Here is a 14,206-nt window from a genome sequence, read left to right on the forward strand (position 1 = left end):
ATTATTTTTTACAATCCGTTATTAATCGATTAGAATGAGACATTAAAGCCCAACAAATAGGTTGCAGTAGGAATGCCGTCATTGTAGGTACTGGAATTAAATTCCGGATCCATTCCATCAAAATCATAGAAAACAAATGGATTGGTTATCTGGCCATACATTCTAAACTTGCTAAAACCAATTTTATCCAACACGGACCTTGGTAAGGTATAACCAAAAGTAATATCAGAGACTCTTACAAAACTTGCGTCTTGGTATTGGATTGCAATCCTGTAAGGATTTGGTACCCCAGGTCCATAATAATCATTGGTAGGATTGTTAACTGTCCAGTAATTCAGGTTTAATACATTATATCTTCCTGCACCTATCTCGCCCATCGTCCCCCTTAACATATTATTTCTGAACATAGCGCCCTGGCTAGTATATATCAGAAAAGACAAGTCAAAATTGCCATAGAAAAACTTATTGGTCATACCCATGGTCCAATCAGGTTGTTCCGAACCAATTATGGTCCTATCATCCATTCCATCATTTGAGGAAATAGTACCATCTCCATTTTGATCGACCACTTTTACAGAACCGGGTACCTGACCATATTCAGCAGCTTGGGCTTCCTCATCCAATTGCCAGATCCCACCAAATTCATAGTCATATAGAGCATTTAAGGGGTGACCTACAAATAGACCTGTAGAAATATCAGCTTGTATTCCCTTACTGCCGATGGAGATTACTTCATTGACATTTTTGGCAAAGTTGATATTGGTGTACCATTTAAATTTATCACTGGCAATATTTACCGTATTCAATGTTAGCTCTACCCCCCTATTGGCCACTTCACCAACGTTAGTCGTCACACTGCTAAACCCGGAAGAAGTAGGAATTTGCTCATTATAAATCAAATCAACCGTATTCCTGTGGTAATATTCAATAGTACCCCCTATCCTATTGTTAAGAAACCCCATATTGATACCAATATTCAATTCTTTACTTTTTTCCCAACTCAAAGAATTATCGGCCAAATTTCCAGGTGCAAAACCAAATGCATCCGATCCATCAAAATCATAGGCCGTTTTGATCAATCTTGCTTTGGTACTATAAGGACTTACAGCACTATTTCCCACGTAACCATAGCTCACTCTAAGTTTCAAATCAGAAACTGCATCCAAATTCTTAATAAAATCTTCGTCACCCAATCTCCACGCAACGGCTACTGAAGGGAAAAAATCCCATTTATTACCTTCGCTAAGCTGGGAAGCCCCATCCCATCTGCCAGTAAGTGTCAACAGGTATTTATCGCTGAAACCATACATTACCCTTCCCATATATGAAAGCAATGATCGCTCTGTCAACCTTGTATCTAACTGAACGGGTCTCCCGGTACCAAATGCGTACCACAAGGAGTTATATGGAAGCTCATCAACATAACTGTCCATTTCTTCATTTCTTTCCTGGAAGGTACTTTGTACACCTGTAACCGTGAAATCATGCTTACCTATGTTCTTTTTGTAGGTAATAATATTATCCAGCGTATAATTAGAAATATCATCAGTTTCCCTGTAGGCTCTTGGCAAAAGAGTGGTTTTTCGATCCTTTGTCATTGTCCCTCTATATTGCCCCCACCTTGAATTGCTTATGCCAGCTGAAATGGAGGATCGGATAGACAATCCCTGCACGGGATTTAATTCTAAATATGCATTACCAAAGAAATTATCAGACCTTGTTTCATCCTGAAAATTATTCGGGTCCATTTCGATGAGCGGATTTAATACTTGCTTATCATTAATACCCATCCAAGCAGCATATCCATTCCAAGATAAATCCTGGTTTTCATCCGGGTTAATAATATCATCAAACATAGCAACACCGGTCGGGCGTGCACGATAAGCACTCCTCAATGCTTCATTGGAACCCAATTCTTGTTTTGCAACGCTATAATTAGCAGTAAAACCTACATTAAGAAACTTGGTTAACTTGCTGTCCAAACTACCTTTGAGGTTGTATCTCTGGAATTTGGTATGCTTTAATGCACCGCCTTCATTCAAATATCCACCTGAAAAATGATAATTGGTGTTGTCGCTTCCTCCTCCAACTGATAATGAATGATTTGTTTGTAATGCCGATCTAGAAATTTTATCAAGCCAATCTGTACTATTACCAGAATTGACCAAATCCATTTCTGTTGAAGTAAATGAACGGCCCTGAGGATATCCATTTAATTCGCGATCAGTCACACTGGCTTTATAAAATTGTTGCGCATTCATCATTTCTGGAAGATGGGCAGGTGTATTAACCCCCACATAACCATCATAGCTTACTACCGGCTTACCTTTTGCACCTCTTTTGGTAGAAATAATGATCACTCCATTTGCTCCCCTTGAACCATAAATAGCAGTAGATGAAGCATCCTTAAGTATATCCATGGATTCGATATCCGCTGGGTTCAGGGCGTTTAAATCCCCCCCCATCACACCATCAATTACAACGAGTGGTTCGTTGCTATAATTAATTGAACTCAGGCCCCGAATATTAATATTATATCCGGCTCCCGGTCTGCTGTTCTGTTTAGTAACGATTACACCCGCAGCTTGGCCTTGAATGGCTTTAGCAGCCTGTACTGGATTTGCACGGACAATATCTTCGGATTTGACTGAACCTATGGCCCCTGTCGCGTCTTTCCGTTCTACCTCACCGTATCCGATGACAACCACTTCCTCCATCGAAGTAATATCTGGGATCATGGACAAATTAATGACAGACTGATTCCCTACTTGGATTTCCTGAGATCTGAACCCAATAGAACTAAATACCAAAACCGCATCAGGCCCCGATACCTCTAGTGAATAGCTCCCATCAATATCCGTTACGGCACCACTCGTTGTCCCTTTAATGAGGATATTTACACCAGGTATCGTCGTCTTTTCACTGTCTGTTACTACCCCAGTAATTTTGGTCTGTGCCCAGGATGTTCCAGCAAAGCCCAACAACAGGACAATCAATAAGAGTTTAAGTTTTTTCATAGAATTTTATTTTAGGTTTATTATTAATCTCAATTTCTTCAATTGGATATCCCCGAAATAAGGACAATAAGCTCTTTATTAAATGGATTTTTTATTCAAAAACATGGACGAATCGCTTTAGGGGCAAAAAATCTTCATTTCCGTAGATGAATATATTAAACTATAAATGGCAGGATTGACAAGCATATTAAGTCACACTTTACTTAATTTATTTAAGTGGAATTGGGTAATTTCCAAGTTAAAGTGGATATCAATAGAAAATAGGTGAGTCAAAATACCACCTATTTTCTATTGGTTTATAGGATAAGTTTTTCGCTGATCATTTTTATGATAGCGGATAAAATCATTATTCTACTTGAATTGAATTATTGATTTTAATTAGCGGGAATGTTGGGTAGCTGATATTCCAGCAAACATTGATTTTGTTTTAATTATTAATGCTTTTGATATCTATTATTCATTGATAAATTATTTTTTTTGAAGGGAATTTTCCTTCTCAGCCGAGACCTTCCCCAACAGCATTTTGAGGCCAGTTTGACCATGCGAAAATGAATGGGATATTGTTGGAAAAAAATATTTTCCTTCTTTTAAAAACTTATTAACATTCATATTTCTCGGAATCGATTTCGCAATTAAAATGAATCCTTTATTTGACATGTTTTAATTTAATTGTCATTTTTAGAATTCAAAAAATTTAATCTAACATAAAACACCTACTTTGAAAGTTTCTTTTTATATAGTGCAATATATTGATGGATTAATTTTGTTTTCATTCTGGAAATTCACCAAATCAATAATCCAAATAGAATCATTGCTCCCATTTTTCGATGGTGAATACCCAGCGGGTCAGAAGACTTTTTGCATTGAATCAAACTTTCGTAATGAAGATTGCGCAATCGATAGCACAAATAGAGTAAAGTACCAAGTTTACAGAATGATTATTAAACCACACAATTTAATAATTAACAACTATGCAGGTGAAATTCAATTGATTTTGAAGAAAACTTTCAAATTAAGAATTATGCAATCGATAGCGTAATTAACAAATAGGCCAAACATTTCTCTTTTCACTAAAAACTAGTATTAGAATTAAAAATTTTAAATCAATAATTAAAACCCAAAATTTATGAATGAAAAGAATTCGCGTCGTGACTTTTTGAAAAAGTCAGCATTGACCACAGCCGGCATTGGATTGAGTGCCATGTCATTCCCAGCAAGCAGTTATAGCAAAATATTAGGTGCTAACGACCGTATACAGGTTGGTATCGTGGGCTTTTCCAGTAGGGCTAAAAGTGCCCTGATCCCTGCTTTTTTGGGACAAGCTAAGGAATTGAATTTTGAATTTACGGCAGTATCTGATATCTGGAACCGCCGTCGTGATGAGGCAGTAGGTTATATCAAGGGTTTGACGGGAACTACCATCGCTGCAGCCCGGAATAATGATGAATTGTATGATAGGAAAGATGTTGATGCTGTGATAATCAGTACGGCAGATTTCCAGCATGCCCTACACTGTAAAGAGGCCGTGGAAGCCGGAAGGGATGTGTATGTAGAAAAACCATTTGCAGAGACCATGGCAGATGCCCGTGCAGCCAAGGAAGCAGCATTGCGAACCGGAAAGGTCATCCAGATAGGCTCCCAGCGCCGCAGTGGCGCCAATTACCATGCAGCCAATAAGTTTATCAAGGGAGGAAATTTTGGTGATATCGTAGCCGTTGAAATGACCTGGAATGTCAACCAACCTGGTCGTTGGAGAAGGACAGAAATGGCCAAGCAGATAAGAAAAGAAGATACCGATTGGAAACGGTATTTGATGAACCGTCCCTATCAAGAATGGGATCCGCGAAAATATTTGGAATTCCGCCTATTCTGGCCATTCTCTTCTGGTATCCCCGGGCAATGGATGGCTCACCAGATTGACACCGTTCACTGGTTTACCGATTTGCCACACCCAAGAAGTGTAGCGGCAAATGGTGGGATTTATATGTGGAAAGATGGAAGGGAGAATTTTGATACCATGACAGCAGTGATGGACTATGGTCCATTGGATGATAAGAGCAAAGGCTTCCAGGTAATCTATTCTTCCCGATTCACCAATTCCGCAGGTGGCACCAAAGAGATTTACTATTCCAATGCGGGTGAACTCAATTTGGATACCAATATGATTTCTCCAAATGGAGGCTTGAGAGAGAAATATGCCAAAGACATGGGCATGAAGGAAAACCTATTGCATGAAAAGTCCCTTGGTGAGCTGGCCAAGGTGGAAACGTCAGCCAATACCGGAGTGGACGATTTGACCTCTGCCCATATGAGAAACTGGATGGAATGTGTCAGAAGCCGCAAAAAGCCTAATGCCGATGTAATGGCAGGTTATAACCATTCCATTGCCAATATCATGACCACGGCAGCATTGAGAACGGGACAGTATGTGACCTTTGATGAAGAAAAGCAAGAAGTATTGGCTGGAGGAAAAGTGTTCCAATATTAAGGTTTTGGTTATGATAAATATGAGAAAACCATCAAAAGCGTTAGGTGCAGCAATTTTAATTTCAGGGTTGATCATGAATTCTTTTTTCGAAAGCGGAGAGGCTGTAGCTCAGGATAAAAAGAACAAGGTTCAACTGGTAAGACAGGATAATGAAAAGAAGGTGGATGTATTGGTAGATGGCAAATTATTTACCTCTTACTATTACCCCAATACAATTGCCAAGCCAGTGCTTTACCCGATCATTACCGCCGGAGGACATGAAGTGACCCGGGGTTTTCCTTTGGCCCCGCGTCCTGGTGAGCGAGTGGACCACCCGCACCATGTGGGAATGTGGTTCAATTATGGGGATGTAAATGGACTGGATTTCTGGAATAATTCTGATGCTATTCCAGCTGAGAAAAAGGATCACTACGGCAATATTGTCCAAAAGAAAATTGTCAGCACCCAAGAAGGAAAGGACCAGGCAGAATTAAAGGTTATGACGGATTGGATGGCCCCTGATGGAAAGGTCCTGCTTAAGGAGGAAACTTCGTTTGTTTTCAGTGCTGATGGACCGAAAAGAATGATTGACCGAATCACCAAGCTTACCGCTGTAAGTCAGGAAGTGGATATGAAGGATAATAAGGAGGGTATGCTTGGTATCCGAGTGGCTCGTGAGCTGGAACACCCATCTGATAAACCCGAAATTTTTACTGATGCTAACGGTATTGCCACCTCAGTGGCTTCCCTAAACAATGAAGGAGTGAGTGGAAATTACAGAAGCAGCAAAGGACTGGAAGGGGATGATGTATGGGGGACACGTGGAGAATGGGTGGATCTTTCCGGGGTGATCAAAGGGGAAAAGGTTTCTTTGGCCATCATTGACCATCCAGACAATGTAGGTTATCCCACTTATTGGCATGCCAGGGGATATGGGCTCTTTGCAGCAAATACCCTGGGGCAGAAAGCCCTAAGTGGAGGAAAAGAGGAGCTGAACTTTAAACTGGCTCAAGGTAAGTCGGTGACTTTCAAATATAGGGTAATTGTTGATTCAGAAAACCTCTCGGATAAGGAGTTGAACAAGGAGTTTGCCTCATTTTCCAAAAAATAAAATTGAAACCACTAATCTACCTTTATAAAAAAACGGATCCGGAATTATTGGATCCGTTTTTCTTTTTAGCTACCTATTAATTTGAAATTAAGAATAAGGATGGTTAAAGCCTTCCCTATATTTCCTTTTTAATAATTTTTGGCCTCTGGATCATTAGGGATCGTTTTACTAACCGGGTCATAGCAAAGTGGCCTGCCCAATTCCATGGACAGGTTGGCCAATATGCAGGAAGCCGAGGAAATATGCCCTTGCTCAATATCTGCAATAGGAAGGTGGTTGTTTTCAATGGCACTTAGGAAACCCCTCATATGGTTTCTAGTGGCCGGTGCCGCATACAGCTCAATGTCCTTTTCCGTTAAATCTTCAGGATATTTTTCTCTTTCATAGACCACATCACCATGTATGGGGTCGCCTTTTCCCTGAGGAACAAAATCGTACCGGCTTACACTTGCGGAGATGGCATCCTTTTCTTATTTAACACACCCTTTTGCCAACAATAATAAAAAGGGCTTTACAGCCCTCCTTCATCTGCGAATGAATAATATCCTCCAGATGTTACAATGATGTGATCTAATACTGGCAACTCCATCAGCTTTCCCAGTTCAACTATCTTTTCGGAAAGCTTACTGTCAGCATGGCTAGGAATCCTATTTCCAGAAGGATGGTTATGACTTAAGATCAATCCTGAACTATTGGCCTTTAAGGCGCTTGCAAAAATCAACTTGGGATCGGCAACGGTTCCTGATATTCCACCAGTGGATATATTAACGATTCCAAGGACCTTATTGGCCCTATTTAACAACATCACCTTAAACTGCTCTATAAATTGCAGTTTGGATTGATCCCAATTCCCAATTAACAGTTCATAAGCGTCCTTGGAAGAAGTGATTTTTGGTAAGTCTGAAAACTTGATTATCGGCTGATAGCTCAGGGTTATTTCTGCTACTTGGTGCGATGCGATATTTTTGTTTTTGGTATCCATAATATTTCGATTTAAATGGTTAGAAATTAAATATGGTACCATCTCAGCTTGAGGGCAATCAAGGCCAAGTGGCAACGGAATAAATGAGGGCCATGCGGGCAGAACAGTGTTTATGCCGGACACTCTTGGCCGCTTCAGCAGCCCGAAAGCTAAATTGTGACATGATTAATGTAATAATAATGATTAACGCTTTACCCCATTACTTCTAAGCATTAACTCTTATATAAAAAATTTCCCCTACCCTATTGATATGATCTAAAAGTTCCTGATTATCAATATGTTTCTTTATGGACAAATCGATCTTATAAGGTAAAAGAATATCATCCAATCTGTTTTCAAGGTCAAATAAGTCACTAAGATCAAAACCTTCACCTTCAATTGTTAAATCAATATCCGATGCTGGACGATAATTTCCCTTGGCACGAGAACCGTATAGAATAACTTTAGATATTGCAGGGAATTCCGAAAATATCTTGTTAATAGATTCTATTTCCTCAGTTAAAAGACCAAATTTCATCCTTCAAAAATGTTTTTTTGCTCCCCACTACGTTTATTTTCCATAATTGCCTTAAAGGCTAAAAACTCAGGATAATACTCCTCTAAAATTTTTGAAAAAATTTCCTGAGCAGTATCTTCATTATATGTATGGGAGGTTTTATTCCTACTTTGGATCATTTCCATCCAAACTTTTCCTTCAGTAATCAAACCTGTACTAAAGGCTTCCCTGGTGGCATCTCGTGACCCATATATTTCAATATTCCCTCTTTCTCTCAAAAAGTCCTTCATTACATTCCAGGCCAACTCGTGGGTATATTCAAACCTTTGAATCAAACCTTCCTTAACAATATCCTCTCCCTTTTCGAAAAGTAGCTCATCATATTCACCATCTTGATAATAATTTTCCTTAATATAATCCACTGCTTGCTCCAGCTTGAGAAGGGCCTTATTAAAATTGGCAAACCTTTGCTCCCATCTTACATCTTTTGACATATTCAAATAATTATCTATTGATCCATCTATTCAAAAGTAGAACCTTTTTTTAAATCAAAAAAGAATCGGAATTAATGCATTACTTCTCTAAATCAAAAAACACATGCTGTTTAGATTAAAACCCAAATTAGTTTAATATGATCATCCTTCAATTTGGGGATATGACGTTTTATGATTGCCCATACAATTGTATTGTCAATACTATCATATGCATGTACCAACCTGTTTCTAAATCCAACCATTTGATAGTCATGTTCCAAACGAACTCCTAATTTTCAAAGTTGGTTAATTGCTTCACCAATAATAGATAGTTGCCTTTCAATGGCACCTTGAGTTTTCAGATCAGCTTCATAATCATAAAAGTTACCTATCCCCTCCATGAATTGATCGATTTTATCAATTGCCAAGGAAATATCAGACAAATACTTTTTCGCCTGTTCGGTCATAAATTAATTGCTTGGATTGTTCTATTGATTTTCTCAAGCCTGGTTTTTTATAGATTGGTCGGTAAGCAGGTCAACTTTTCGATCATAAAATCCTTCCAATGTATCCCATAGGGAAAGAAGAAGCTCCCCTTTTTCCAAAGGATCAGAAGGGCTTAATTCCACCAGTAAATTAATATCACTTGTTTTTTTATTGAACCTGTCAGATATAGCTGAGCCAAAAGAATAAAGTTGTTCAACCTTATGTTCTTTACATATCTTTTTGAATTCCTCAATATTTCCAACAATTTGTACTTTCACCCGCATAAATCAAAAATAAGGACTTTTTTAATTATACGAGGAATGCCTAGGTTGGCTTGGGCAGCTTTTCTTCAAACTTTGCATAAAAACCTTCCATAAGAATTGGACAAAAAAAAACAGAACCACATTAAAAACATAGCCCTGTCTTTTTTTAAAGCATCATTCTTTTATCCCAGTCATCAATTAAATTTTACCTTCTATTGTTGACCACCTCTAGGTATTCTTTTAAAAACCGCTCGTCATTGGCATCACTGTCTCCATATTGCACTCTCAAGTCAGCCAATTTTTCGTGCATCATTTCCTGGACGTCGGAATATGAAGGGTCGTTATAAAGATTATTAAGTTCTTGAGGGTCTTTCTCCAAATCATAGAGTTCCCACTCGTCTATATCATAGTAAAAATGCATTAGCTTATATCTTTCTGTGGCCACTCCATAATGCCTTTTTACCATATGAACAGAAGGATATTCATAATAGGTATAATAAATAGCATCACGCCAATTCCCCTCATTTCCCTGTACAAGCCCCCTAAAGGATTCTCCTTGCATTTCCTTTGGAATTTCTAATCCTGCATAGTCTAAAAAGGTAGGGGCAAAATCCAAATTCTGAACAAGTCTGTCCACCTTCGTTCCAGCTTTGATTTCTTTGGGATATTTCACCAAAAGGGGAGTCCTAAATGATTGCTCATACATAAAACGCTTATCGAACCAGCCATGCTCACCCAAATAAAACCCTTGATCTGAGGTATAAACGACAATGGTATTTTCATCAAGTCCTTCCGCTTCCAAGTAATCCAGTAACTCACCTACCCCATCATCAACTGACTGGATAGTCCTCAAATAATCTTTGATGTATCGGTTAAATTTCCAAATCCCAACCTCTTCAGCTTCCTTCTCATTAAGCCCTTGCTTTTCTCCTTGTCGATATGCTTTTTTGAAAGCGTCATTTTTAGGGCCATAGGCGTTTTCCCACGCCTCTAATTGTTCGGGGGAAAATCTTGCCAGTTCCCTATCAAACCCCGTACTGTCTCCATCAGGGGAGACGACCATTTTAAAATCATGTCCCCATCTAGCATGTCCATCAATTTCCATTTCCTGCTCTTTGGCGGCTCTTCCACGACCTGCGTAGCCTGATTTATCATCATTATAAGTGGAAGGTGGAGTAAATGTTTTATCATCAAATAAGGTCAAATACTCTGGTGCGGGTTTCCAATTACGATGAGGGGCTTTTTGATGGTACATCAATAGAAAAGGTTTTTCCTGATCCCTACCATTCTTCAACCAGTCCAATGCACTATCTGTTGTGATATCAGTTACATATCCATCAAAGCGCTTCCTTTCTCCGTTTACAATAAAATCAGGATTATAATAGTGCCCTTGCCCGGGTAATACCATTGAATAGTCAAATCCTTGCGGTAAGCCATCCAAATGGATTTTCCCTATCAAAGCTGTCTGGTAACCACTTGACTGCAGCAGTTTGGCAAAATTATCTTGGTCCCAATCAAATGGTTGAACATTATCTACTTTTCCATTAACAAAACTATGCTTACCTGTCAGGATAACCGCCCTGCTGGGTGCACAAATGGAATTTGTCACATACGCTCGGTTAAAGATTGCCCCTTCATTAGCTATCCTATCTATATTTGGGGTCTCATTCAAATTATGTCCATAGGCACTGATTGCCTGATAAGCATGATCGTCACTCATAATAAAAATTATATTGGGTGGTCTTTTATCTGCAGACTCTTCTGTTTTTTCACAAGCGAACATAAAGCTGATCAACAACATTATGCCCAAAAATCCATTTTGTATTCTCATAATTATAGGGTATTAAATCCTTAAATATATTATTCAATCCTTCCAGGAACTCTTCTGTTATTACCTTCCATTCCTAATAAATCATCTCCCAAGTCTTGTCTGGCCTTCTTAGCTATCTCCATCAATTCGTCGACTTTCTCTGGATAAAGCACTTCAACATTATACCTTTCTCCAGGATCATCTTGAAGGTTATACAAACTAAGTGGTATATCATTCATCCCTGTCTTTCCAGGTACTCCATTCTTTCCAGGCAAAAACTCTTGATAAGTTCTGCTGCTGTGAGGTAAAATCAACTTCCAGTTACCTTTCCTTACTGCTTGCAAAGAATTTTTATTGTAGTAGTAATAGAATTCACTTCTTGGAACTACTTTTTCATTTCCCTTCAACAGTTCCATTATGCTTACACCATCAATCTTCTTAATGGGCAGTTCTGCTCCAATTATTTCAGCTATGGTAGGTAAAATATCAATAGTGGAAACCAATTTGTTGCAAACACCTCCCTCTTTGATCACTTTTGGCCATTTCATGATGCAAGGTACACGGTGACCGCCCTCAAAGGATGTGGCCTTTCCTTCTCGTAGTCCAAAGGCACTGCCTGCATGTTGCCCAAAATTTACCCATGGACCATTATCCGAAGTAAAAATAAGAAGGGTATTCTCTGATAAACCGTTTTCATCAAGCGCTTTAACTATTTCTCCTACCGACCAATCAATTTCCATCATGACGTCCCCGTAAATACCCTGATCGCTTTTTCCTTTGAACCTATCCGAAACTGCCAAAGGTACATGTGGCATGGAGTGGGACAACACCAATAGGAAAGGTGAAGTCGCATTTTCATGGATAAACCTCACTGATTGTTCCGTATATATAGAAGTCAGTTTTTCCTGATCCTCTAGATTCTCAACAGTACTCCATACTGTATCCATAGCCATTAGAGGTAATTCTGGGTAGCTGGCTTTCCGCGCATGGGTCTCTTCAGTGGCCAATTTCATATCATAGGTCCATTTCCACATGTCGTTGGAATAAGGTAATCCCACAAATTCGTCAAAACCTTGCTTTGTAGGCAAAAAAGGCGGTCTATTTCCTAAATGCCATTTTCCGAAGAGGGCGGTTTTATAGTCACCCTTTCTTTTTACCAGCTCCGCTATGGTTTCTTCATTCGGGTTCAAGCCAATTTTGGAATGTGGATTTAATGCTCCACTTATTCCTAATCGATTGGGGTAACAACCAGTCATTAAGCCTGCCCTTGAAGCACTACAAATGGGTTGCGCTACCTCAAAATCTGTAAACCGCATACCTTCATTTGCCAATTGATCCAAGTTTGGGGTCATATACCCTTTTGCGCCATAACTTGACAAATCCCCATACCCCATATCATCCATAAATATGATAACTATATTAGGAGTCCTATGAGCGTCATGGGCAAATAATTTTGGAAAAATGCCCACCAAGTTCAAAATCACAAGGAATGATATCCCTTTCTTTTTGATTCTGTCCATTTCTAAGAATTAAAAAAGACAATCCATTTCCATTAAAAAACAGAATTTGATCCGTTTTTAGCTAAAACAGGATTGTCTTTCTTTATGAGTTAATAACCATCATTTTGTTCAATGACTGGATTCAGGTCTACCTCCCTTTGAGGAATAGGCATCAAAATCATATAATCCTTTAAATTCTGAGCTATTTCCACCTTATTGGTCTCAGCTACTGAGGCCTCATATGCAGCGTGCGCTTTCATGGTCTCCACAAACCTTCCTGTCCGAACCAAATCAAACCATCTATGTCCTTCCATGGCCAATTCCAATCTCCTTTCTTCCCAAATGGCCTGACGTGCTTCCTCTTGGCTTAACCCCATAAAGTTAAAATCCATAGAATTAAATGCCCTTTCTCTAATCCTATTAAGTTGCGCCAATGCCAAAGCCGTCTTTCCTAGCTCATTAAGTGCTTCTGCATACATCAAAATGGCATCCGAATAACGAATAACATGCATATTTGCATCACTGTTAGCAGGATTGTTCTCTCCTTCTTCCCAATATTTGGTAAAAAGAGGTATGGATGAAGTATGTACTGATCCATCCTTTAAACTCACAAAATCCGTGGTAAAGGTAGCTGCTTTTCTTTCGTCCTCATCCTGAAACCTATCGTAGAGGTCGCGTGTTGGGATATCTGCTTCATTGGAATTGGTCAATCCCAGAACAGCAAAGCCTCCAGGCAAGGAATATTTAGGACCTTGAAGGATCATGGCTGAATTACCATTACCTGGCGGATCCATAAACTCTATAGAGAACACCATTTCCCAGCCGTTTTCAGTTGTAGAATTCCAGTTATCGTCATAATTTTCATGCAATCCATACCCATATTCCTGCTCATTAAGAAGTACTTCTGCTAATTTTTCCTCAGCCTTTCCAAACTCCTTCATAGTCAGGTATACCTTTCCTAGTAGAATCTTAGCTGCACCCTTTGTAGCTCTTCCAATATCCTTGTCCGCATAACCAATAGGCAATACCGTTTCAGCATCTGACAAATCCTGAATAATCTGCTCATAAACTTCACCGACTGAGGCTCGGGCTCCCAATGCATCTTCTACAGATTCCAGTTTTAGTATCAAAGGAACACCACCATGGAATCGCACGAGGTTAAAATAATACAGGGCCCGTAAAAACTTAGCTTCACCAACCAATCGATCTCGTATACCTTCATCCATATCAATTGCTGGAATATTGATGATGGCTGTATTCGCACGAGCAATTCCTGAATAATTCCTTTGCCACATTTCCCTAACGAACTGGTTTTCCGAAGTGTGTCTTAAATACTCCAGGTTTTGTAAAAATTGGTTTGGCATCCCTAAACCGTTTTTCTCATCATCTGTGGGCAAAGCATTTAGAAGGAAAATATGCCTTTCATAAATACTGTATAGTTGCTGATATACAGCAGTAACAGCGGCCTCTGCATCTGATTGCCCACTATAGAAATTGTCAATAACATACCTATCACTGGGTTCTTCCTTAAGGAAGTCAGTACAAGCACCAAGGAAAAATGTAGTTAAACAGATGGATAATATATATTTAATTTTCATGGCC

At 39.2% G+C, this 14,206-nt stretch carries 11 protein-coding genes and 1 pseudogene; 2 read left to right on the forward strand and 10 right to left on the reverse strand.

Annotation, left to right across the window (positions count from 1 at the left end):
* Positions 1-29 precede the first annotated feature (29 nt).
* Complete coding sequence (locus KMW37_RS00475; protein WP_215222646.1) at positions 30-3,017, reverse strand: SusC/RagA family TonB-linked outer membrane protein; 2,988 nt, start codon at positions 3,015-3,017, stop codon at positions 30-32.
* 1,126 nt (positions 3,018-4,143) lie between these two features.
* Between KMW37_RS00475 and KMW37_RS00480 the strand changes: the two genes are divergently transcribed.
* Positions 4,144-5,505 (forward strand): Gfo/Idh/MocA family protein, encoded by a 1,362-nt coding sequence (locus KMW37_RS00480; RefSeq protein ID WP_215222647.1) that lies wholly within the window; start codon positions 4,144-4,146, stop codon positions 5,503-5,505.
* Between the two features lie 19 nt (positions 5,506-5,524).
* Positions 5,525-6,595 carry a DUF6807 domain-containing protein gene (locus KMW37_RS00485; protein ID WP_246581268.1) on the forward strand — a complete coding sequence of 357 codons (1,071 nt, stop codon included), beginning with the start codon at positions 5,525-5,527 and terminating at the stop codon, positions 6,593-6,595.
* 128 nt (positions 6,596-6,723) lie between these two features.
* Here KMW37_RS00485 and KMW37_RS00490 read toward each other — a convergent pair whose 3' ends face one another.
* The 9 genes and pseudogenes from KMW37_RS00490 to KMW37_RS00535 all read right to left on the reverse strand — a co-directional run bounded on the left by KMW37_RS00490 (position 6,724) and on the right by KMW37_RS00535 (position 14,202).
* Positions 6,724-6,987, reverse strand: a complete 264-nt coding sequence (locus KMW37_RS00490) for a hypothetical protein (protein WP_215222648.1) — start codon at positions 6,985-6,987, stop codon at positions 6,724-6,726.
* A 119-nt stretch (positions 6,988-7,106) separates the two neighbouring features.
* The gene (locus KMW37_RS00495; RefSeq protein ID WP_215222649.1) at positions 7,107-7,577 is read right to left on the reverse strand and encodes a JAB domain-containing protein; all 471 of its coding nucleotides are present in this window, start codon (positions 7,575-7,577) and stop codon (positions 7,107-7,109) included.
* Between the two features lie 205 nt (positions 7,578-7,782).
* Positions 7,783-8,094: a nucleotidyltransferase family protein gene (locus KMW37_RS00500; RefSeq protein WP_215222650.1), complete on the reverse strand. Its 312-nt coding sequence runs from the start codon at positions 8,092-8,094 to the stop codon at positions 7,783-7,785.
* Positions 8,091-8,567: a nucleotidyltransferase substrate binding protein gene (locus tag KMW37_RS00505; protein ID WP_215222651.1), complete on the reverse strand. Its 477-nt coding sequence runs from the start codon at positions 8,565-8,567 to the stop codon at positions 8,091-8,093. The genes KMW37_RS00500 and KMW37_RS00505 overlap by 4 nt, the downstream gene beginning before the upstream one ends.
* Before the next feature lie 110 nt (positions 8,568-8,677).
* Positions 8,678-9,013, reverse strand: a pseudogene (locus KMW37_RS22630) (HepT-like ribonuclease domain-containing protein).
* A 33-nt stretch (positions 9,014-9,046) separates the two neighbouring features.
* Complete coding sequence (locus tag KMW37_RS00520; RefSeq protein WP_215222654.1) at positions 9,047-9,316, reverse strand: nucleotidyltransferase family protein; 270 nt, start codon at positions 9,314-9,316, stop codon at positions 9,047-9,049.
* Positions 9,317-9,500: 184 nt separating this feature from the next.
* Entirely contained in the window at positions 9,501-11,126 is a 1,626-nt protein-coding gene (locus KMW37_RS00525) for a sulfatase family protein (protein WP_215222655.1), read from the reverse strand.
* Between the two features lie 29 nt (positions 11,127-11,155).
* On the reverse strand, positions 11,156-12,625 hold the full coding sequence (locus KMW37_RS00530) for a sulfatase family protein (protein ID WP_215222656.1): 1,470 nt from the start codon (positions 12,623-12,625) through the stop codon (positions 11,156-11,158).
* 89 nt (positions 12,626-12,714) lie between these two features.
* Positions 12,715-14,202: a RagB/SusD family nutrient uptake outer membrane protein gene (locus KMW37_RS00535; protein WP_215222657.1), complete on the reverse strand. Its 1,488-nt coding sequence runs from the start codon at positions 14,200-14,202 to the stop codon at positions 12,715-12,717.
* Between the last annotated feature and the right edge of the window lie 4 nt (positions 14,203-14,206).

The organism is Echinicola shivajiensis (assembly GCF_018642165.1).
GTDB lineage: Bacteria > Bacteroidota > Bacteroidia > Cytophagales > Cyclobacteriaceae > Echinicola > Echinicola shivajiensis.